This window comes from Kribbella sp. NPDC000426, assembly GCF_040300265.1.
Lineage (GTDB): Bacteria > Actinomycetota > Actinomycetes > Propionibacteriales > Kribbellaceae > Kribbella.
Window position 1 is genome coordinate 720,132 of record NZ_JBEPDK010000004.1, and the last position, 20,261, is coordinate 740,392.

Genomic DNA, 20,261 nt, shown 5'->3' on the forward strand with positions numbered 1-20,261 from the left:
CGGGGGTAGATCGGGAAGATCACGGGGTGGACAGGCTCGGGGACTAAAAGTAGGAGGGCACTCTTGTCAACGCAGTACTCGTCGGTGAGTTACGCCGACGACCGGGAGTACATGTCCGTTCCGCCCCAGGAGTTGCCGTTCCGAGCCGGATAGCCGAGCCCCATGGATGCCTACGCACTACAAAGCAGTTGGGACCGGGTGTCGGCGTACGGAGATCAGGTCGCCCTGTACTTCTACTCGCACATCTTCGTGTCCCACCCCGAGGTGCGGGCGATGTTCCCGCTCTCGATGTCGAACCAGCGGGACAAGTTCGTCAGCGCACTCGGCCGGATCGTCAGCCATGCCGACCAGCTCGAGAACGATGCGAACTTCCTCCAGCACCTCGGTCGTGACCATCGCAAGTACGCCGTCGTCGCCGAGCACTACAACGCCGTCGGAGCCTCGCTCTGCGCCACCCTGAAGCACTTCCTCGGGCCGGAGTGGGACGAGGACCTCGCCGCGCACTGGACCGCGGCGTACCAGGTGGTTGCGCGGATCATGGTCGAGGCGGCCGAGACGTCGGAGGAGTCCAGCCCGGACTGGTGGGACGCCGACGTGGTCTCGGTCGAGCGGCGGACGATGGACCTCACCCTGCTGAAGGTCCAGCCGCGGCACGCGTACCGGTTCCGCCCCGGCCAGTCGGTGTCGATGGAGATACCGCAACGGCCCCGGCAGTGGCGGTACTTCAGCCCGGCCAACGCCCCGCGTGCCGACGGCTCGATCGATCTGCACGTGCAGCAGATCGACGGCGGCCAGGTGAGTCCGGCCGTCGTACGGTCCCTGAAGGCCGGCGACACCGTGAAGCTCGGCGCCCCGATCGGCGAGCGGCTGACCCGGTGGGACGGCGACGAGCGGGAGCTGCTGATGGTCGCCGGCGGCACCGGTCTCGCGCCCCTGCTCGCCGTGCTGGAGCAGGTCGACAACGAGTGGACGCGCACCGGAACCGGACCGCTGGTCCACCTGCTGCACGGCGTACGGCTTCCCTGGCATCTGTACGACCGGCCGCGGCTGAAGGCACTGGCCCAGGACCGGGCCTGGTTCGACTACACCGAGGTCGTGTCCGACGACGCCTCCTATCCCGGCACCCGCGGGAAGGTCGGCACGGTCGCGGCCCGCCAGATCCTCTACGGGCGGACCGCGATGGTGTGCGGCGGCCCGCAGATGGTCGCCCACACGCTGGAGCAACTGGCCGCCGCGGGCATGCAGCCCGAAAACATCAAGTACGAGCACTTCTACTACGCAGCCGCGGGCGAGCACACCGCGGCGCCGGCACTCTCAGGTCAGGAGACAACCCGTGACGCACAACAGCCACCGCCAAGGCTCGCAGCGTTATCAGACACCCCGCTCGATCCGGGAGGAGAGGTTCCGTCGGAAGATGCGGGGTCTCGACGCCGGCACGGTCTACGGATACCTCGATCAGCTGGCTGACCAGGTCCAGAAAACGGAGCGGGAGCTCGGCGAGACCCGGGCCCGCAACGAGCGTCTCCAGGCCGAGCTCCAGCGCGGACAGGCGGAGCTGCAGCGGGTCCAGGCCGAGCTGGACCAGTACGAGCAGGCCGGCGACCGCGTCAACGAACAGGTCGTCCAGATGTTCAGCCAGGCGCAGCTCGTGGTCGAAGAGATGGTCCAGGACGTCAGCCGCGACGCCCGGGAGCGGATCGGCCAGGCCCGCGCGCACGAGCGCCGGATCGTCGCCGAGGCCATGGACACCGCGGGCGAGCAGGTGCGTTCGTACGCCAAGTCCGCGCAGGCGCACATGCAGTCGATCGTGGACTCGTTCGCGACCGAGGTCGACCAGCTCGGGAACAAGACTGTCCCGGGCGAGCCGGTGGTGCAGCACGATCCCTTCTTCGACAACTCGGGCGACTGGCAGACCCGCCGTCCAGGTACCCCATGAACCCCGACAGATCGTGGGGCAAGGCTCCACGGACCGGACGGCGAGGGTCACCAGGTCCCGGGCGGATCCGGGCCCGCGCCGGCCACCCGGTCAATCGGCCCGGCCCGGCGCCGAGTCCCGACAGCAGCGACACCGAGACGGTCCGGGCGGCGGCCAGGGAGTTCCTCGAGCTCTTCCACGCCGAGAACCCGAAGGCCGGCTGGATGGGGCCACGCCTCGCCGCGGTGATGCGCGAGATCGACCTCACCGGGACCTACTGGCACACCCCCGAGGAGCTGGCCTTCGGCGCCCGGGTCGCCTGGCGCAACAACGCCCGCTGCATCGGCCGGCTGTACTGGCGCAGCCTCCAGGTCCGCGACCTGAGGACGGTCTCCGACGCCCGCGGCGTCGCCGGGCACTGCTTCGACCATCTCCGCGAGGCCCACAACGGCGGCAAGATCCGCCCGATGATCAGCGTCTTCGCCCCCGAGACGCCGTCCCGCCCGGCGCCGCGGATCTGGAACGAGCAACTGATCCGATACGCCGGGTACGAGCAGCCGGACGGACGCGTCCTCGGAGATCCCCGCTACCGCGCGTTCACCAGCGAGCTCATCCGGCGCGGCTGGCGGCAACCCGACCGTACCGGCGCCTTCGACGTACTCCCGCTCGTCGTGGAGACGTTCGAGGAGGGCCCGCGGATGTTCGAGCTGCCGATCGAAGCCGTCCACGAGGTCCCGCTGGCGCACCCGGAGCTGGCGTGGTTCGCCGACCTGGGTATGCGCTGGCACGCCGTACCGGTGATCAGCAACAACCGGCTCGAGATCGGCGGCATCTCGTACCCCGCCGCGCCGTTCAACGGCTGGTACATGGGCACCGAGATCGGCGCCCGCAACTTCGGCGACACCGACCGCTACGCGATGGTCCCCCAGGTCGCCGAACGGATGGGCCTCGACACCACCGACGAGACCTCGCTGTGGCGCGACCGCGCCCTGGTGGAGATCAACCGCGCAGTACTGCACTCGTTCAACCTCAACGGCGTCACGATCACCGACCACCACACCGAGTCCCGCAGGTTCCTCATCCATGTGGAGCGCGAGGAACGAGCCGGACGCCAGTGCCCCGCCGACTGGACCTGGATCGTCCCGCCCATGTCCAGCTCCCAGACCCCGGTCTTCCACCGCTACTACTCCCCCGACCTCCAACTCCCCAACTTCTTCACCGACCCCGTCGCTACCCACCGGTCCCTGCACGGCACGCCCGCCTTCCGCTGACCCAAGTCCGCCGCCTCAGCTCTGTTGCCGTGGGCAGCGATCTCGCAATGCGCGGATCGTCTGTTGGCAACAGGGCTGTCGCGATTTACGCTGAGCCAGTTCGACCGGCTGCGCCCGCGCATCGCGCAGTGGGCGTCGTGTGCTCACCGCTTGAAGGGCGGCGGACGTTGGGTCCAGAAGACGGGGTGCGCGGTCCGGCCGCGGCACGAGTCCCGGCGCCGAAACTGCTCGGACGCGAATCCGAGCGCGCCGAGCTCGATCGTGTCGTCGCCGGACTGCGCGCCGGTGAGAGCCGCACCCTCGTCGTCCGGGGAGAGGCCGGGGTCGGCAAGACCGCGCTGCTGGACTACCTCGCGGAGACCGCGGCCGAGCTAAGGATCCTGCGCGCGGTCGGCGTCCAGTCGGAGATGGAGCTGCCCTTCGCCGCACTGCACCAGCTCTGCGCGCCGCTCCTGGCCCGTCTGGACCGGATTCCCGAGCCTCAGCGGCGCGCGCTCGCGACGATCTTCGGACTGGCGCCCGGACCTACCCCGGACCGCTTCATGGTCGGCCTCGGCGTACTGAGTCTGATCTCGGACCTGGCCGGCGAGCGGGCGGTGCTGGTAGTGGTCGACGACGCGCAGTGGCTCGATACGGCGACTGCCCAGACGCTCGGTTTCGTGGCCCGCCGGCTGGGCGCCGAGGCGGTCGGCCTGGTCTTCGGTGCTCGCGAGGCACGCCTGGAGCTTCACGACCTGCCCGAGCTCACGGTCGACGGACTTCCGGATCGCGACGCCCGCGCGCTCCTCGGCTCGACGGTCGAGTTCCTGCTCGACGGCCCGATCAGGGACCGGATCGTGGCCGAGACCCGTGGCAACCCGTTGGCGCTGCTCGAACTGCCGCGCGGTCTCACCGCGACCCAGCTCGCGGCCGGGTTCGGCCTGGTCGGCGGCCTGGGTCTGCCGGTGCGGATCGAGCAGAGCTTCCTGCGCCAGGCAGAAGGACTGCCTGCGGCGGCCCGGCAACTGCTGCTCGTCGCGGCCGCCGAGCCCGAGGGAGATCCGGTCGTCGTACGCCGGGCCGCGGACGAGCTCGGGGTCGCGGCCGACCTGGCGGAGGTGTCCAGCCTGCTCACCCTGGGCGAGCGGGTCACCTTCCGGCACCCGTTGGTGCGCTCCGCGCTGTACGGCGCCGCGTCCGACGTGGAGCGCAGAGCGGTACATCTGGCTCTCGCTGCGGCCACGGACGCGACAGCCGACCCCGATCGACGCGCGTGGCATCTCGCCGCCGCGGCGACCGGGCCCGACGAAGAGGTAGCCATCGCGCTGGAGCGGTCGGCCGACCGCGCCCAGGCCAGAGGTGGATTCGCAGCCGCCGCGGCCTGCCTGCAGCGTGCGGTCGCGTTGACTCTCGACCCCGCTCGTCGCACTCAGCGCGCAATGGCCGGCGCACACGCGAGTCTCCGGGCCGGTGCTTTCACGACCGCGTCGATGCTGCTCGCAACAGCCGAGGCGGGTCAGCTCGACGATCTCGGCCGGGCCCAGATCGATCTGCTCCGGGCGGAAGCAGCGTTCTCGCAGCAGCGCGGGCGCGACGCCCCGGGACTGCTGCTGCGCGCGGCGCAGACGCTCGAGCCGCTTGACGCCCGCCTCGCCCGGGACACCTATCTCGACGCGTGGAGCGCGGCGCTGTTCGCCGGCCGACTTGCCCGGACGGTCGGACTCCGCGAGGTCTCGCGTGCTGCCCGGGCCACCGCTCCGCCCGAGGGCGAGCCGAGAAGCTCCGACTTGCTCCTCGACGGACTCGCGATGGTGTTCGTCGAGGGACGCGAGCAGGCCATGCCGGTGCTCGAGAAGGCGGCCGTCGCGTTCGGTCAGCCGGACATCTCGGCCGACGAGACGTTGCGCTGGGGTTGGCTCGGCACGGCCGCGGCCGCCACCGCATGGAACTTCGAGGCTTGCCTGGCGACCGCGAACCGGCAGGTCGAGGCAGCGCGCAGCACCGGGGCGCTCGCCGTCCTCGTCGTCGGGGTCAACGTCCTCGAGCAGGTGGCCGCGTTCGCCGGGGACTTCGCCGAGGCGAACGCGCTGCGGGCCGAGGCGGACGCCGTACGAGAAGCAACCGGCACCCACGTCGCGCCGTACGGCGCCCTCACGCTGGCCGCGTTCCGCGGTCACGAGGACGAGGCGTTCCGGCTGATCGACGACACGATCGCCGGCGCGACGGCCGAGGGTCAGGGCACGGCGGTGCAGTACGCGCAGTGGGCGAAGTCGGTCATCCTGAACGCGCTGCGACGCCACGACGAAGCGCTGGCGCTGGCCCGCCTGGCGAGCGAGGACACGCCCGAGTTGTGGGTGTCGTCGTGGGCGCTGTGCGAGCAGATCGAGGCAGCGACCCGCACAGGGCACACCGACGAGGCTGCCGCCGCGTTGGCACGACTCCAGGAGAGCACGCGGTCCACCGACGAACCATGGGCCCGCGGTGTCGAGGCACGTGGACGTGCGCTCGTGCACGACGACGATGCGGCCTACCTCGAGGCCATCGACTACCTGGGACGCACCCGGCTGCGGCCGGATCTGGCCCGCACCCACCTGCTGTACGGCGAGTGGCTGCGCCGGAAGGGCCGCCGTACGGACGCGAGGGCGCAACTGCGGTCGGCGTACGCCATGTTGTCCTCGATCGGCATGGACGCGTTCGCGGAGCGAGCACGTAGAGAACTGCACGCGTCCGGCGAGACCGTCCGCAAGCGCACAGCGACGGCAGCGACCGGAGAAACGCTGACGCCGCAGGAGCGGCAGATCGCGCTGCTCGTCCGGGACGGACTGTCGAATCCCGAGGTCGGTAACCGGCTGTTCCTCAGTCCGCGCACTGTCGAATGGCACCTGAGCAAGATCTTCGAGAAGCTCTCGATCACCTCACGCCGGCAGTTGCGGGACGTGCTCTTCCAGAGCGACTTCGAGGCCGCGAGCGGCTAACGGCCAGGCAGGCCGGGGACTCCGGGCTGCATGGACCAGGGAGCTACCCGGGTGCGGACAGCGGGCACCGTGATCGACTCTCGACAGGGACAGGTCAGTTCCCTCGAAGGAGTCAGCCCATGGACGTCGTCCCCTCAGCCCTTGTCGTGCAGCCCGGCGAGGCGGCCGGCGCCTCCCTCTCGGACGGCGCGTTCGAACTACTGGCCGACGGCGGCGCGGTCAGCGCCAGCCGGCTCACCCTGACCGTCGGCGCCGACGGAGCACCGCCGCACCACCACCGGCTCTCGCACGAGGTCTTCTACATCCTCGACGGAACCATGCTGTTCCGGCTGGGCGACACCTTGACCACCGTCGGCAAGGGCGGTCTGGTCATCGTTCCCCCCGGCCTGGTTCATGTCTTCGGTGCAGCCGACGGCGAGACCGCCGACGTGTTCGTCGTACTGAGTCCGGGCATCGAGCGGTTCAGCTACTTCGAGCTGCTGGGCGCGATCAGCCGCGGCGAAGAGGAGTTCTCGTCCCTGCTCCCGTACCAGGACCGCTACGACGTCCACCTTGCCGACCTCCCCGCGTGGCGGTCGGCCCACAGCTGAAGGAGTCTTCATGTCCAACCACTACAGCGCTGCGAATCTCAGGTTCCCCGGCGACGATGCACGCCTGGACGAGGCAGTCGCGATCTTCGTCAGGATGCGGCCGCGGATGCTGGCGATCGCCTACCGCGTGCTCGGCGGTGCGAACGAGGTCGAGGACGTCGTCCAGGAGATCTGGGTCCGGTGGCAGAACATGGACCGCTCCGCCGTCACCGACCCGCAGGCGTTGCTGCTGACGATGACCACCCGGCTGGCGATCAACGTGCATCGCAGCGCCCGCTACCGTCGCGAGACCACCGGCGCCGTACCGACGCTCGAGAACTCGGCCACCGGCGACGATCCTGCGACCACGGCCGAGGACCGGGACACGATCGCGCAGGCGGTGCTGGTGATGATGGAGCGCCTCACGCCCAGAGAGCGGGCCGCGTTCGTACTGCGGGACGCGTTCGACTACCCGTACGGGCAACTCTCCGACTTCCTGCAGCTGCGCTCGGACAACGCGCGCCAGGTCGTCAGCCGAGCCCGCCGACGCCTGGCCGCTGTCGGGCCACCGCCTGCGCCCGGGCCTGCAGCTTCCGAACACTTCGTCCGGGCATTCCTCGACGCATCACGGTCCGGCGACCTAACCACCTTCGAACAGGTTCTGGCTCATGACCTCGCCGGCTGACCAGGCGCGGCAGCCACCCGGCGCAGTACTTCGCCGACCCGTTCGAAGCCCCAGAGTGGCGAGCTGCCCTGGCCGAACCCCGCTAGGCCCTATCCCGCCGACTGGGACGCGGCGACCGCCAGCTGGTCGACGAAGTCGTTCATCTCGTGTCCGGAGTGGCCTTTCACCCATCGGAAGGCCACGTCGCCGCGCTCGGTCACCAGCTCCACCAACGGTTCCCACAGGTCCCGGTTGGCGACCGGCTTCTTGGCCGACGTCAGCCACCCGCGCTCGAGCCACCCTTGATGCCAGCGGTCGCGGAAACAGTTCACGACGTACGTCGAATCCGAGACCACCAGCAACGGCCCCGGGTTGTCCCGCACAGCCTCGAGCGCCGCGCGGATCTCCATCCGCTGATTCGTCGACACCGCCTCGGACCCAGCCGCATACTCCGTCTTCGACAACGCCCAGGCCCACCCACCCGGCCCCGGATTCCCCGAACAAGCCCCATCCGTAAACACGGACCGAGCCCCCACCGGCACCGCCATATCAGCCGGCCGAGGCCGCCGCACACGAGTAACAGGCATCCGAGCACCCTACCGCTCGTCCACGCTAGGACACGTTCTTGACGAGCCAGTGCGACAGCGGGCGTAGCTGGTGGAAGGCGGCGAGTACGTGGTCTGCTGCGGCCGACGTGTGGATCCAGTCGTCGCAGCCGAGGGGGCGGGTGGCGATGAGGGATCTGTGGCGCAGCAGGTCGGCGCGTGGATGGTCGGCGGGATGACCGCGCAGCGGGCGCTTCAGCAGGTCGCCGGAGATCGCCGAACCGTCCCGCTCCAGATCCGTCAGGATCGCAACCAACTGCGGTCCGGAGCCGGGATCCGCTACCGCGGCCCGGTAGCGCTCGATCTGCTCCGACGGCGCGTACCACCAGGCCAAGCCGACCTCGAGCCCGTCGAGATCGAACCGAACCCCCAGCTCGACACTGCGAGCCAGCCGAACGATCGCCCGCTGCCGCTGCCACGCGTCCAGCAGTACGTCGCCGTACCCCCAGACCGAGAAGTCCTCGTACTCCGGATCCGCGTCCGCCACCGCGTTCAGCAACCCGACCATCGGCCGCCGAACCAGCTCCTCCCGCTCCCGCCGGCACTCCCGCCGCACCTCGGCCGAAGGCTCCCCCTCAAGCCGCAACAACACATCGAAGGCCGCCCTCGGCCAACCATCGAACCCCTCAGTCACCACTACAGGCCGAGCATTCGCTTGAGGGCTCGTCGGGAGGCAGGGAGGGGATGGCCGGCGTCGAACTCCAAGGCCGAGATCTCCCGCGTCATCGCGGCAAGCAGCTGGGCCGCGGCTTCGACGTCCTCCCAGCCCATGGCTTCGAGATCGGCGAGACCGCCTTCGACGAGCCGCTCCCGCCGTGCGGTCATCGCGTCTTGCTCGGGGCTGGAGCGCACCTCGAGGGACAGGGCCTTGGCCCCACGGTTCTTGAGCGAGATGTCGAGGTAGACCTCGAATGCCCGGAAGAGGCGCTCGGCGCCTCTGGGCAGATCTGCCAGCGCCTCGGTCATGGCGGCTTCGACGCTGGTGTGGAAGCGGGCGTGCATGGCGTCGATGAAGGCCGACCGGTCCTTGAAGTGCACGTAGAACGTGCCCTTCGCGACGCCTGCGCTCGCCACCACCATGTTCACGCTGATGCCGCTCAGACCGTGCTGCTCCGCCAGCGTGGCGCCGGCATCGAGCAGCGCCTCGCGGGTCTGCGGAGCTCCCGGCACGCGCGCGTCTTCGGTCACCCGCGAAGCTTATGCGACGACACACTGACCGACCGGTCGGTCAGTGTGTTACGGTCCTCGCCATGAACACCATCGTCACCGCCGCCGGCGAGATCGCTTACGACGTCCAGGGCGCGGGCCCGGCCGTCGTACTCCTGCCCAGCGGCGGCCACCGCCGGCGCGACTACGACGAGGTGCGCGCTCTGCTCCCGGAGCGCGTTCGCAGCATCAGCATCGACTGGCCCGGTCACGGCGATTCCGCGGCCGGGAGCTCAGCCTCGGGCGAGCCGGATCTCACCGACCTGGTCGAGGAGATCCTGCAGCAACTGGGCACCGGACGGCGCGGTTCTGGTCGGGAACTCGATCGGCGGCAACGTCGGCGCACGCCTCGCCGTCAGAAGCCCGGACCTCGTGCGTGGGTTGATGATCATCGACGGCGGCGGCTTCGAGGCAGCGTCGCTCGGGAGCAGGGTGTTCTGCACGATGATGAGCCGCCCGTGGTTCGTGCGACTCGTCTACCCAGGCTTCTCCTGGTGGTACATGCGCCCCCGCACCAGCGCCGACAAACGTGCCCGCGCCGACGCCATCGCCACCACCCGCACGGCCGCGGGCCGGAAGGCAGTCGCGCAGATGTGGCACAGCTTCACTCAGCCAGGACACGACCTTCGCAAGCAGGCAGTACAGATCATCGCACCGACCATCGTGGTCTGGGGCCGCCACGACCCGGTCCTGCCGCTACAGGCCGCGCGCACCGCTCACGACCTGATCCCCAACTCACAGCTCATCGTGATCGAAAGCGGCCACTCTCCCCACACCACCGACCCCGAAGCAGTCGCGAGCCACCTCACGGTCCTACTCGACGCCGCTTTCACCGCCGGTGGTTGAGGCCTTGGAGTAGGTTGGTGTGTACGTCGTTCACCCATTCCCAGCCGGTCTTGGCGGTGGGGCCGAGGCGGGGGTCGTTGGGCTCCCGGCCGTCACGTAAGGACTGGACGTAGGCGCGATCCTGGTCGATTAGGGTGCGGAGTTCGTTGGCGTCGGCAACGGAGCCGTGGCCCGGTACGACGAACCGGACGTCGGCGGCGATGTCGTCGAAGAGTTGCAGGGCGGCGAGGTACTCCTCGATCGGGTCGGGCTCGCCGTGCACGTCGAGCATCGGAATCAGGACGTCCGAAAGCATGTCTCCGGCAACTAAAACGCCGCTCTCCTCGATCAGCAGAGCCGCGTGGCCCGCCGCGTGCGCGCGGTGCTCGATGATGCGGGCTTGCGGGCCGTCCCACGGGAGGTGGGTGGTTCCAACGCCGGTGACGAGGCCGAACAGGTCGAGGGGTAGCTCGTCCGCAATCTCCGGCGGCACCCACTCGAGGATGTCGGCCTTCCAATCAGGCTTCGACATGAGCTCCTGGAGCTCAGCCGCGCAGCGGACCGTGCCGTACCGCGGCGCGTCGCCCAGGTCGGCGGACCAGAGCACGTGATCCCAGTCCGGATGCGTCGCGAAGCCCGCGACAACGGCCTCACCCTGCAGGTCCTTTGCGAGGCAGGCCATCTCCTCGCCGGTGATTCCGGGATCGACGAGCAGTACGCCGGCGTCACCTCGTACGACGACCGTGTTGTTCTGGAGCAGCTCGCTCTGGTGGACGCGGACGCCGTCCGCAACATGGGTCAGCATCAGCCGGCCTCCTTCAGGATCGCGTAGCGGTTCATCGTGACGCCCGATCCGAACGTCTGCTGGTCGAGCAGTTCGAGGTCGATCGGCAGGTCGTAGTGGTCGAACAGCGGCCGGCCGAAGCCGAGGATCGACGGATGCGTGGTCAGCAGCAGCTCGTCGAGCAGCCCGGCCCGGAGCAGCTGGGTGGCGAGATCCGCGCCGCCGACCGCGATCGTGCCTTCGGTCTCGGCGCGCAGTACGGCGAGCTGCTCGATCGCGTCGTCTCCCCCGACGATCCGGGTGTTGTGGTCGGCGCTGTGGCGGGTCCGCGAGACGAGCACCTTCGGCATGGCGGTCCAGATCTCGCCGTACTCGCGCATGAAGTCGGGCAGCGACGCGTCCTCGCGGGACCGCGGCCAGTACTCCTCCATCACCTCGTACACGACGCGGCCGTGCACGATCATCGCGAGCTGCCGCGTTCGCGCATTGGCCTCGCGGTGCAGCTCCTCGTCGATGCGCAGCCACTCGCCCGCGCCGTTGTCCCCGGGCACCTGCTCGATCCGCAGGTCGAGGGACACGTTCATCGCATATACGAAGCGGCCCATCATCCCCCTCTTCCGACTAGTGCTTGCAATCTGCAATCACTATTATGGCGATGCCGGGAAGCTGTCAAGGAGGAGCCGTGGAACCACCGTCAAGCTGTCCGATCAACGCCGCCGTCGAGGTGCTGGGCGATCGCTGGTCGTTGCTCGTACTGCGCGACGTCATCTTCAGCGACCGCCGCTACTTCCGGGCACTGCTGACCGGATCCCCCGAGCGCATCGCCTCGAACATCCTCGCCGACCGCCTGGTCCGCCTGGTCGAAGCCGGCCTCCTCAGCCGCGGTACGGCGGCCCGCGGCCAACGCGCGCAGTACAGCCTCACCGAAGCCGGCATCCAGACCCTCCCCATCCTCGATGCCCTAGGCAACTGGTCGCTCACGTGGCGCCCTGCAGCCGGCGAACTCCATGCCCGCCAGCAGTTCATGCACGACCAAGGTCCGCCCTTCATCGAGGCCCTGATGAACGACCTGCGCGCCCGCCACCTGGGCACCCCGGCCCCGGACGACGACCCGTCCGCGTTCGAACGACTCAACGACGTGATCGGCTAGCGGTAGCGGCGTGACTTGTTCTCCGCGGTTGATTCGCCGGGTTGCCATTGGGCGATCCACGGGCCGGTTCCCTCGGAGGGGTCAACAATGCCGGCCTCGAGCCAGCTGTGTTTCCCGTCGAGGACGTGCTGCGCCAGTCGCCGATCGGCATCGTCGGTGTTGTTCCACAGTTGCTCGAAGAGGTGATCGACCCGCAGCCGTGCCTGTTCGCAGAACACCGCCGCCAGCTCGTACGCCGACTCGCCCTCGACGGTGTTGCGGGAGCGGAGCGTCTCGGCCCGCGAGCAGGACGCGGCCATCGCGAACAGCTCCGCGCAGATGTCCACGATCCGGGCCAGGAATCCCTGGCGATACTCCAGCTTCGCCTGCCACCGGCCCATCCCGTAGAACGTCTGACGCGCGAGCTTGCGGGACGCGCGCTCGACGTACCGCAGGTGCTTGGCCAGCGGCCCGAACTCGCCGTACGAGCGGGGATCCGATCCCTTGCCGACGGCAAGCTTCGGCAACCACTTCGCGTAGAACCCGCTGGCGTTGACCGCGGCCTTTGCCTTGGCCTGTAGATCGGCGTCCGGTGAGGCCAGGTCGCCGGCCGCGGACAGGTGGGCGTCGACGGCCTCTCGGGCGATCAGCAGATGCATGATCTCGGTCGAGCCCTCGAAGATCCGGTTGATCCGGAGATCTCGCAGGATCTGCTCCGCCGGTACGGCGCGCTCGCCGCGGGCCGCCAGCGAGTCGGCGGTCTCGTACCCTCGGCCGCCGCGGATCTGCACCAGCTCGTCGGCGATCCGCCAGGCCATCTCACTGGCCCACAGCTTGGCCAGCGCTGCCTCGATCCGGATGTCCTTCGTACCTGCGTCGGCCAGGTTCGCCGACAGGTCGAGCACCGATTCCAACCCGAACGTGGTCGCGGCGATGAACGAGATCTTCTCGGCCACGGCAGCGTGCGCGCCGATCGGCCGGCCCCACTGGACGCGCTCCGCGGACCACTCCCGCGCGATCTTCAGGCACCACTTGGCCGCCGCCGTACACGTCGCGGGAATGGACAACCGGCCCGTGTTCAACGTTGTCAGCGCGATCCGCAGGCCGTCGCCTTCCCGTCCCAGCCGGTTCTCGGCCGGCACCCGGACCTGGTGGAACCGGGTCACGCCGTTCTCGATCCCGCGCAACCCCATGAAGGCATTGCGGTTCTCCACCGTGACGCCTGGCGAGTCAGCCTCGACGACGAACGCGCTGATGCCACCCCGTCCGCCTTCGTGGTCCGGCACGCGTGCCATCACCACGACCAGTTCGGCGATGACGCCGTTCGTCGTCCAGAGCTTCACGCCGTCCAGGAGGTACGCCGTACCGTCGTCGGTCGGGGTGGCGGTCGAGGCCAGCCGGGCCGGATCCGAGCCTACGTCGGGCTCGGTCAGCAGGAACGCCGTCACCGCACCGGCGGCGCAGCGAGGCAGGAACCGCTGCTTCTGCTCGTCGGTCCCGAACATCTTCACCGGCTCCGGCACACCGATCGACTGATGCGCGGAGACCAGCGCACTCACACTCGGATGCACCGACGCGACCAGCATCAGCGCCTTGCCGTAGTACGCCATCGGCAGGCCGAGACCGCCGTACTCGACAGGGATCTTGATGCCGAACGTCCCCAGCTCCGCGAGCCCGCGCACGTACTCGTCCGGGATCTTCGCCTCACGCTCGATCAGCAGACCGTCCAGCGTCTCGCAGTACGCCGCCAACCGCGCGATGAACTCCTCGCCGCGAACCGCGTCGTCGGCCGCGATCGCATGCGGCTGCGGGTGGATCAGCGACAGGTCGAAGTCACCCAGATACAGCCCCTTGGCGAAACTCGGCCGGGTCCACTCCCTCTCCCGCGCCGCCTCCGCAACCTCCCGCGCCTCCCGCTCCCCCACCTGCCGCGTCGTAGCCGTCACGGGTATCCCTCCTCGCCTGAACTCCCTTACTACCGGCTAGTACCCGAAACCAGCGCCACCGAACGCAGACCCGATTCAAGGCCCGGCATAACTTTCCTGCCTTGCGCGGTATCGGAGTACACAGAAGGACCACTTCGTACGGCGAACCGAGGGGCTGGCTATGTCCGGTCGACTGAGTACAGCGGGGCGCGCGGCGGCTGCCGTGTTGCTGGTAGCGGGCGTCACCCCTGGGGCCGCGACGGCCGCGCCGACGGGTGCAGCGACGGCCTCAGCGGCTTGCTACGTCAGCGTCGGGTCCGTGACCGCCACTGGCGCGGTTGCCGGCAAGCGGATCATGCCTGGCGCGGTCACTGACAACGGCGAGGATGTCGGTGTCTTCCCGCCCGGCGCCGTCCGGGTGAGTGGTTCGCTGGCGGCCGATCCTGACGTCACCGGGTACGGCGGGTCCGTCACCGGCTACACCGTGATGGGCTCGACCATGTACGCCACGTCGTACCTGCTCACGCTGGACGGCGTGGTCGACCCGACCAGGCCGACGTACTACCGGGTCGGCGGCGGCTGGGGCGACACGACCTTCTTCGAGACGACGAGGTACTGGGACTATCCGAAGCCGCCCAACCTCACCACGCAGTACCAGCTGCGCACCGACGGGACACTGACACGCTGGGAGATGTACTACAACAACGGCAACAATCCGCGGCTGTGGGCAAACAAGCAGTCGGCGACCGGGTTCGCCGCGGTGAAGACGATGGCGATGATCAGCCAGACCGCGACGTACGACACCTTCCTTGCCAACACCCGCGGCGGCGCGCTCTACACGATCCGGCTCCCCCGGACGTCGCCGCTCAAGCCCGTCGTGAAGAAGGTCCGCGGATCGACCTGGCAGGCGTTCGATGCGCTGGTCGCGGAGAAGTGCGGGCAGTACGGAACGATGCTGGTCGGCATCGACAAGGACACCCACTCGGCCTATGCGTACGCCGTCGGCCACGCGAACGGGACCGCGACCGTCATCCAGGGCCTCGGCAAGGTCCCGGCGACCTTTGCTGACCCGGTCTACTTCCGGTGGCAGATCAGGCCTGGCGACGCCCGGATGCTGTTCGGCGAGTGAGCCGGCCCCATGGTGACTTGACGTAGCCACGCTTTCCAGCGTCCCATGAGCTATGGCAGTCTCGCGGCCTGTGACCCCGTAGAGCGATGGCTGAGCGTACGGAAGGTTCCTGGGCTTCGAGGGCACTCAGACTGCGCGTGCCGGCGGATCTGGGGCGGACCACTGCGGCCGTCGTCGTGGTTGGCGTGGCCTACTACCTCGGCGCGCGCCTGGGGCTGAGCCTGTCACTGGTCGAGCAGAACGTCACGCCGTTGTGGCCGCCGAGCGGCATCGCGCTGGCGGCCTTCCTGATCCTGGGCAGGCGGATGTGGCCGGGCGTGGCGCTTGCAGCGCTGGCCGTGAACCTGCCGATCAGCACCGGTCCGGTTCCCGCGCTGCTGACCGCAGTAGGCAACACGCTGGCACCGCTCGTGGCGGCGATCGTGCTCGAGCGGATCGGGTTCCGCCGTCAGCTGGATCGACTCCGTGATGCGCTGGCGATCGTTTTCCTGGGTGCGCTCGCGAGCATGACCATCAGCGCGACCATCGGCGCCACCACGCTCATCACGTCGAAAGGCACCCATGGACTGGCCGGCGCGTGGGCCGTCTGGTGGACCGGCGACGCGATGGGCGTCCTCGCCGTCGCTCCGTTCCTCCTGTGCATCCCCCTGTTCTGGGAGCTCGAGCCTTGGCCGGTCGCGCGCTGGCTCGAAGCCGGGATCATCCTCGTGCTCACGATCGTGCTGGTGTCCTGGACGACCCGCACCGACGTACAGCTGTTGTTCCTGGTGCTGCCGCTGCTCGGCTGGGCTTCGTGGCGCCTGCAACTGCGCGGAGCCGCGCCCGCCGCGCTGACCGCGTCATTGATCGCAACCTGGTCGGCGACGCGCAACCTCGGCCCGTTCGAGGGCAAGTCGCTGCTGGAGAAGATGCTGACTCTTCAGGCGTTCAACGCCACGGTCGCGCTGACATCGTTCTTCCTGGCCGCGCTCGTGACCGAGCGGATCGGGTTCGCCCGCGCTCTGATGGCCTCGGCCGCCGACCTGGAGGAACGGGTCAAGGAGCGCACCGCCGAGCTCGAAGCAACCAGCGACCGGCTGCGCCGCGAGACCGACCAGAGGCACGAGACCCAGCAACAGCTGTCACGCGAGGAGGCCAGGACGCGGCGCGAGCATCAGATCGCCGAGACACTCCAGCGCAGCCTGCTCCCGAACCGGATGCCCGACATCCCCGGTCTGGTCGTCGCTGCCCGCTACGTCCCGGCAACCGCCGACCTGCATGTCGGCGGCGACTGGTACGACGTGATCCAGCTGCGCGCCGGCCTGATCGGGCTCGTCATCGGCGATGTCGCCGGTCACGGTCTGCAGGCCGCGGCCGCGATGACCCAGCTGCGGATGGCGGTAAGGGCCTACGCCATCCACGATCCGTCGCCGGTCGTGGTGATGAGCCGGCTGCACGAGTTGGCCCGCGAGCTGCCCATGGCCGAGATGGTCACCCTGCTGTACGCCCTGTACGACCCGGACACCGGCACCGTGCGATTCACGAACGCCGGCCATCCGCCCGCGCTGCTGATCGACGACGAGACCACGCAGTACCTCGACGGTGGGCTGGCGCCGCCTCTCGGCGTACTGACGCACTGGGACTACGCCGAGGCCACGCACCGGCTGCAGCCCGGAGCGACCCTGCTGCTCTACACCGACGGGCTGGTCGAGAAGCGCTCGCTGTCGATCCAGGACGGCCTCGATCGGCTGCTCGGCGAGGCGGGTAGCTCCGAGTGGCCCGATCTGGACGCTCTTTGCGACCATCTGCTGTCCGCCCTCGCGGAGCCCGGCCAGGTCGCCGACGACATCGCGCTGATCGCGCTCCGGCCGCTCACGCTGGCCGGTACGCCGCTGACCCTCGACGTACCGGCCGAGGCGCGCATGCTGTTCCAGGTCCGGCACGCGTTGCGGCGCTGGCTCCGCGAGTCCGGTGTCAACGCGCGGGACGCCGGCGAGATCGCGATCGCCTGCGGGGAGGCGTGCGGCAACGTCGTACGCCACGCGTACGGCGCCTCGCCGGGCGACATGCACGTCGACGCGCGCCTGGTGGACGGCTCGGTCGAGCTGACCGTGCGCGACCGCGGTCAGTGGCGGCGTCCGGCGGACCGCGGCGGCGGCCTGGGACTGACCCTGATCCATGGACTCTCGGACTCGGTGGACATCGACAGCAATCCGGAAGGTACGACGATCTTCATGCGACGACACGTAACTGTCGGGGACGAGAAGTGACGGCCTACGCAGAAGTCGACGCGTGGACGAGCAACGGCGTCCAGGTCGTCCGGATCTCCGGCGAGGTCGACCTCACCAACGCCGCCGAGGTCAGGGACGCCATCAGCCGCGTCGCGTCCGTCGACGAGTCCGTCATCGCCATCGACCTGACCGAGACCGCCTACCTCGACAGCTCCGGCATCGCGATGCTCTTCCGCCTCGCCGAACGCCTCAACCACAGCCGCCAGGAACTCCGCGTCATCGTCCCACCAGACTCCCCACTCCGAGCCGCCCTAGAACTCACCGATCTCCCCCAGACCATCCCGGTCCAGCACACCGTCGAATGAGCACCTAGGTTCCGTCGGTTGGCGGCTGGAACAGCTCGATCACATTGCCTGCCGGGTCCTCCAGCAGGATCTGCGAGCCGCCGATGCCGACGACGATCTCGTTGCGGAAGGTCGCGCCCTCGGCCCGGAGCCGGGCGACCTCGGAGGCGAGGTCGTCCACAACGAGCTGGAACCTGTTCCAACCGCCGGGCTCAGGCGACCTGCCGTCGGGCATCGCCTGGGACGCGCCGCCGACGCCGCCGACGTTGTTCAGATACAACCGCAGGCCGCCACGCGACAGCGCGGCGAACCCCGGCGAATAGTCCATCTCGACGGCGAAGCCGAGCCGCTCGGTATAGAACGACACTGCTGCCGCCACGTCGTCCACGATGTAGCGAACACCCACGCTGTCCATCCGGAACTCCTCACCGTGCTGGCCCGCAACCGACTCTATTGGCTGACGGGCATTCCGGAGATGGGTCGAGGCTGACTTCTGCGTACGGCGGCGTGGTTGGCGAGTACGGCGGTTGCGGCGCCGGTGGCTGCGAAGAGGGCGCCGAGGGCGATCCAGCCTGCTGTGCCGTGGTCGATCGCGCTGGTGGTGACGACGGCGGGGCTGAGCATCTGGGCGACGGCGTAGCCGGTTTGGCTGAGGCCTTGGTACGCGCCGGCGCGGGCAGGGTCGGCGAGGTCGAAGGCCATGGTCCACCCGCCGGCCTCGCCCTGGGTCTCGGCAGCCGATGCTGCGAGTGCGGCGAGGAGCAGGATGGCGGTTGCTGCCGCGGCGCCGACGTACCCGGCTGTTGCGAACAGGGCGCATGCAACCAGGAGGAATACACCTGCCCGTCGTACCGATTGGCCAGCGGTGCGGAGTGTCTGTGCGCCGCGGGAGGCGCGGACTTGGAAGAGGGCGACGTAGACGGTGTTGACCAGGAGCAGGGCGGACACGACGACCGTTGGAGCCTCGGTGTGGTCGGCGACCCACAGCGGTATCCCGACCGACGTCAGCCCGAACTGAATTGCGAGTATCGCGTTCAGGATGGTCGATGCGACGTACGTGCGATCGCGCAACGGGGATCTGCCCGGAGCGGCCGCCACAGCGGCGATCGACATGCGTGCGGCCAGCCCTTCGACCCGGCGGCGGAGGCCGATCAGCGGCAGCGTGCCGAGCATGGTGACGGCGCCGACGAGGACCACGGTCAGGCGGTACGCCGCCGTCGTGTCGATCATCAGCGCGAGTCCCGCGAGCAGGCTACCGGCGCCGATGAAGACGTTCATGACCACCCGGAGTCTGGCGCGGACCGTGACCCGCTCGGGGCCGACGTACCAGCGGGCGAGCAAGGTGACCTGGGCGGTGCTCTGCAGGCCGCGTGTGGCGGAGACGCAGGCAGCGATCAGGATGAAGCTGACGACGTTCCCGGCGAGGGCGTAGGCCAGCAACGCGGCTCCGTTCGCGGCCAGCGTCCATTGCTGCAGCCGGTCGGCGCCGTAGCGGTCGCTCAGCCGCCCACCGACGTACGACGCGAGGACGCCGACCGCTCCGGCGGTGGTGAGCCCGAGTCCGACGGCGGCCGCGGACAGGCCGACCCCGCGGGTGAAGTACAGGGCGCTGACTGCGAAGAACATGCCGCGGGACAGCGACAGCGCGGCGACGGCGGAGGCCAGCGCGCGTTCGACGGGATCACGGAGGAGTTCGGGCACGCGACAGTTGTCGCATCCGGGCGCCGTCGGTGCCAGAGATGTAGCGTATTGCTTCATGATCGAGTACGAGCTTGCGGGCAACGACCTCGGTGAGGTGCGGTTCGCGATCTCACCGCTGCACGAGTTGGTGCTGTCGCTGCGGACCCTGCGGGACCCCGGCCGCTTCCCGCTGCAACTGCCCTGGCTGCGGGCCACCGAGTCCGCCCGCGCTGCACTCGACCTGAATCTTTTGTGGGCCCTGACAAACGAGGCGCTGTGGACGCCCGACTTCCTCACCCCACGGCCGTACAGTCCGCTGGGCCGGATCGAGGACGAGCTGACGGCTCTCGTGGACACGCCGACGGGTGTGGTGCGCGCGGACCTCGCCGCGATCCATCCTTCCGCTCTGCCGTCGGTACTTGCCGGGCGCCCGGCAGCCGTCCTCCGCCGCCTGTTGGCCGCGCTGCGCGACTACTGGGACGCCTGCTTCGAGCCGTACTGGACGCGCATGCGCACCGTCCTCGAGGCCGACATCGTCTACCGCGGCCGAGTCATGGCTCAATCCGGCCTTGCCGCGATGTTCGCCGACATCGACCCGCACGTCCGCCTGGACGACACCGTCCTCCGGATCCGTCTCCGCAGCGACCTCACCTACCGAACCTCGACCGCCGGCCGTGGCCTCACCCTGACGCCATCCCTCTTCAGCCGCCGCGCCGCAACCCCCATCTCCCCCGACGAACCACCCCACCTCATCTACCCGGCCCGCGGCCTGGCCACCCTCTGGCAATCCCCAACTGCAACGGCTCCTGACGCCATCGCAAACCTCATCGGCCGCGCCCGAGCCCGCCTCCTGACCCTCCTCGAAACCCCAGCCTCCACTACCGAATTGTCCATCCGCCTCAACGTCACCCCCACCGCCATCAACCAACACCTAAAGGCTTTAAAAGCCGCCGGCCTCCTAACCTCAGCCCGCCACGGCCGCTCAGTCCTCTACCACCGCACCTCCCTCGGCGACCACCTGATCCGTGGTTAATTGGCAGGCGGTGGGTCG

The 20,261-nt window shown here is 69.3% G+C and carries 21 protein-coding genes; 12 read left to right on the plus strand and 9 right to left on the minus strand.

The window, feature by feature from the left end; genetic code table 11:
- Positions 1–162: 162 nt before the first annotated feature.
- From ABT313_RS22715 to ABT313_RS22740, 6 genes are all read left to right on the plus strand, one after another.
- Positions 163–1,467, plus strand: a complete 1,305-nt coding sequence (locus ABT313_RS22715) for a globin domain-containing protein (protein ID WP_350857088.1) — start codon at positions 163–165, stop codon at positions 1,465–1,467.
- The gene (locus tag ABT313_RS22720) at positions 1,415–1,936 is read left to right on the plus strand and encodes a DivIVA domain-containing protein (RefSeq protein ID WP_350857091.1); all 522 of its coding nucleotides are present in this window, start codon (positions 1,415–1,417) and stop codon (positions 1,934–1,936) included. Before ABT313_RS22715 ends, ABT313_RS22720 begins: the two co-directional genes overlap by 53 nt.
- On the plus strand, positions 1,933–3,186 hold the full coding sequence (locus tag ABT313_RS22725; protein ID WP_350857093.1) for a nitric oxide synthase oxygenase: 1,254 nt from the start codon (positions 1,933–1,935) through the stop codon (positions 3,184–3,186). Before ABT313_RS22720 ends, ABT313_RS22725 begins: the two co-directional genes overlap by 4 nt.
- Positions 3,187–3,371: 185 nt before the next feature.
- On the plus strand, positions 3,372–6,140 hold the full coding sequence (locus ABT313_RS22730) for a helix-turn-helix transcriptional regulator (protein WP_350857096.1): 2,769 nt from the start codon (positions 3,372–3,374) through the stop codon (positions 6,138–6,140).
- A gap of 119 nt (positions 6,141–6,259) precedes the next feature.
- The gene (locus ABT313_RS22735; protein WP_350857099.1) at positions 6,260–6,730 is read left to right on the plus strand and encodes a cupin domain-containing protein; all 471 of its coding nucleotides are present in this window, start codon (positions 6,260–6,262) and stop codon (positions 6,728–6,730) included.
- A 10-nt stretch (positions 6,731–6,740) separates the two neighbouring features.
- Positions 6,741–7,394, plus strand: a complete 654-nt coding sequence (locus tag ABT313_RS22740; RefSeq protein ID WP_350857102.1) for a sigma-70 family RNA polymerase sigma factor — start codon at positions 6,741–6,743, stop codon at positions 7,392–7,394.
- A gap of 89 nt (positions 7,395–7,483) precedes the next feature.
- Here the strand turns inward: ABT313_RS22740 and ABT313_RS22745 are convergent, their stop codons facing one another.
- Genes ABT313_RS22745 through ABT313_RS22760 form a run of 4 tightly spaced genes read right to left on the minus strand, consistent with a single transcriptional unit; the run spans position 7,484 to position 9,396 of the window.
- Positions 7,484–7,960 (minus strand): ribonuclease H family protein, encoded by a 477-nt coding sequence (locus ABT313_RS22745; RefSeq protein WP_350857105.1) that lies wholly within the window; start codon positions 7,958–7,960, stop codon positions 7,484–7,486.
- Between the two features lie 25 nt (positions 7,961–7,985).
- Positions 7,986–8,564, minus strand: coding sequence for a DUF2461 family protein (locus ABT313_RS22750; RefSeq protein ID WP_350857108.1), 579 nt, complete (start codon positions 8,562–8,564; stop codon positions 7,986–7,988).
- Between the two features lie 50 nt (positions 8,565–8,614).
- The gene (locus ABT313_RS22755; RefSeq protein ID WP_350857111.1) at positions 8,615–9,166 is read right to left on the minus strand and encodes a TetR/AcrR family transcriptional regulator; all 552 of its coding nucleotides are present in this window, start codon (positions 9,164–9,166) and stop codon (positions 8,615–8,617) included.
- Positions 9,163–9,396, minus strand: a complete 234-nt coding sequence (locus ABT313_RS22760) for a hypothetical protein (protein WP_350857113.1) — start codon at positions 9,394–9,396, stop codon at positions 9,163–9,165. Before ABT313_RS22760 ends, ABT313_RS22755 begins: the two co-directional genes overlap by 4 nt.
- A 4-nt stretch (positions 9,397–9,400) precedes the next feature.
- Between ABT313_RS22760 and ABT313_RS22765 the strand changes: the two genes are divergently transcribed.
- Complete coding sequence (locus ABT313_RS22765) at positions 9,401–10,030, plus strand: alpha/beta fold hydrolase (RefSeq protein ID WP_350857837.1); 630 nt, start codon at positions 9,401–9,403, stop codon at positions 10,028–10,030.
- Here the strand turns inward: ABT313_RS22765 and ABT313_RS22770 are convergent.
- Both ABT313_RS22770 and ABT313_RS22775 read right to left on the minus strand, forming a co-directional pair.
- Positions 10,014–10,814: an MBL fold metallo-hydrolase gene (locus ABT313_RS22770; RefSeq protein ID WP_350857116.1), complete on the minus strand. Its 801-nt coding sequence runs from the start codon at positions 10,812–10,814 to the stop codon at positions 10,014–10,016. The two genes, ABT313_RS22765 and ABT313_RS22770, sit on opposite strands and share 17 nt — an antisense overlap.
- The gene (locus tag ABT313_RS22775; RefSeq protein WP_350857119.1) at positions 10,814–11,398 is read right to left on the minus strand and encodes a dihydrofolate reductase family protein; all 585 of its coding nucleotides are present in this window, start codon (positions 11,396–11,398) and stop codon (positions 10,814–10,816) included. The genes ABT313_RS22770 and ABT313_RS22775 overlap by 1 nt, the downstream gene beginning before the upstream one ends.
- A 77-nt stretch (positions 11,399–11,475) precedes the next feature.
- Here ABT313_RS22775 and ABT313_RS22780 point away from each other — a divergent pair, with 77 nt between their 5' ends.
- Complete coding sequence (locus ABT313_RS22780) at positions 11,476–11,943, plus strand: winged helix-turn-helix transcriptional regulator (protein ID WP_350857122.1); 468 nt, start codon at positions 11,476–11,478, stop codon at positions 11,941–11,943.
- Here ABT313_RS22780 and ABT313_RS22785 read toward each other — a convergent pair.
- Positions 11,940–13,868, minus strand: coding sequence for an acyl-CoA dehydrogenase family protein (locus tag ABT313_RS22785; RefSeq protein ID WP_350857125.1), 1,929 nt, complete (start codon positions 13,866–13,868; stop codon positions 11,940–11,942). The two genes, ABT313_RS22780 and ABT313_RS22785, sit on opposite strands and share 4 nt — an antisense overlap.
- Positions 13,869–14,166: 298 nt before the next feature.
- On the opposite strand from ABT313_RS22785, the gene ABT313_RS22790 reads away from it, so the two are divergent.
- The 3 genes from ABT313_RS22790 to ABT313_RS22800 all read left to right on the plus strand — a co-directional run bounded on the left by ABT313_RS22790 (position 14,167) and on the right by ABT313_RS22800 (position 17,551).
- The gene (locus ABT313_RS22790; protein ID WP_350857128.1) at positions 14,167–14,976 is read left to right on the plus strand and encodes a hypothetical protein; all 810 of its coding nucleotides are present in this window, start codon (positions 14,167–14,169) and stop codon (positions 14,974–14,976) included.
- 86 nt (positions 14,977–15,062) lie between these two features.
- Positions 15,063–17,225 (plus strand): ATP-binding SpoIIE family protein phosphatase, encoded by a 2,163-nt coding sequence (locus ABT313_RS22795; protein ID WP_350857130.1) that lies wholly within the window; start codon positions 15,063–15,065, stop codon positions 17,223–17,225.
- Complete coding sequence (locus tag ABT313_RS22800) at positions 17,222–17,551, plus strand: STAS domain-containing protein (protein ID WP_350857133.1); 330 nt, start codon at positions 17,222–17,224, stop codon at positions 17,549–17,551. Before ABT313_RS22795 ends, ABT313_RS22800 begins: the two co-directional genes overlap by 4 nt.
- A 4-nt stretch (positions 17,552–17,555) precedes the next feature.
- Here ABT313_RS22800 and ABT313_RS22805 read toward each other — a convergent pair whose 3' ends face one another.
- Positions 17,556–17,945 carry a VOC family protein gene (locus tag ABT313_RS22805; RefSeq protein WP_350857136.1) on the minus strand — a complete coding sequence of 130 codons (390 nt, stop codon included), beginning with the start codon at positions 17,943–17,945 and terminating at the stop codon, positions 17,556–17,558.
- A gap of 35 nt (positions 17,946–17,980) precedes the next feature.
- Positions 17,981–19,231, minus strand: a complete 1,251-nt coding sequence (locus ABT313_RS22810; RefSeq protein WP_350857139.1) for an MFS transporter — start codon at positions 19,229–19,231, stop codon at positions 17,981–17,983.
- 55 nt (positions 19,232–19,286) lie between these two features.
- Between ABT313_RS22810 and ABT313_RS22815 the strand changes: the two genes are divergently transcribed.
- Positions 19,287–20,243: an ArsR/SmtB family transcription factor gene (locus ABT313_RS22815; protein ID WP_350857142.1), complete on the plus strand. Its 957-nt coding sequence runs from the start codon at positions 19,287–19,289 to the stop codon at positions 20,241–20,243.
- Positions 20,244–20,261 lie beyond the last annotated feature (18 nt).

Excerpts from the sequence above, each read along its gene's own strand:
- ABT313_RS22735 (WP_350857099.1), top strand. The coding sequence starts at position 6,260 with ATGGACGTCGTCCCCTCAGCCCTTGTCGTGCAGCCCGGCGAGGCGGCC.
- ABT313_RS22720 (WP_350857091.1), top strand. The coding sequence starts at position 1,415 with ATGCGGGGTCTCGACGCCGGCACGGTCTACGGATACCTCGATCAGCTG.
- ABT313_RS22815 (WP_350857142.1), top strand. The coding sequence starts at position 19,287 with ATGATCGAGTACGAGCTTGCGGGCAACGACCTCGGTGAGGTGCGGTTC.
- ABT313_RS22740 (WP_350857102.1), top strand. The coding sequence starts at position 6,741 with ATGTCCAACCACTACAGCGCTGCGAATCTCAGGTTCCCCGGCGACGAT.
- ABT313_RS22770 (WP_350857116.1), bottom strand. The coding sequence starts at position 10,814 with ATGCTGACCCATGTTGCGGACGGCGTCCGCGTCCACCAGAGCGAGCTG.
- ABT313_RS22775 (WP_350857119.1), bottom strand. The coding sequence starts at position 11,398 with ATGGGCCGCTTCGTATATGCGATGAACGTGTCCCTCGACCTGCGGATC.
- ABT313_RS22725 (WP_350857093.1), top strand. The coding sequence starts at position 1,933 with ATGAACCCCGACAGATCGTGGGGCAAGGCTCCACGGACCGGACGGCGA.
- ABT313_RS22805 (WP_350857136.1), bottom strand. The coding sequence starts at position 17,945 with ATGGACAGCGTGGGTGTTCGCTACATCGTGGACGACGTGGCGGCAGCA.
- ABT313_RS22795 (WP_350857130.1), top strand. The coding sequence starts at position 15,063 with ATGGCTGAGCGTACGGAAGGTTCCTGGGCTTCGAGGGCACTCAGACTG.
- ABT313_RS22745 (WP_350857105.1), bottom strand. The coding sequence starts at position 7,960 with ATGCCTGTTACTCGTGTGCGGCGGCCTCGGCCGGCTGATATGGCGGTG.
- ABT313_RS22715 (WP_350857088.1), top strand. The coding sequence starts at position 163 with ATGGATGCCTACGCACTACAAAGCAGTTGGGACCGGGTGTCGGCGTAC.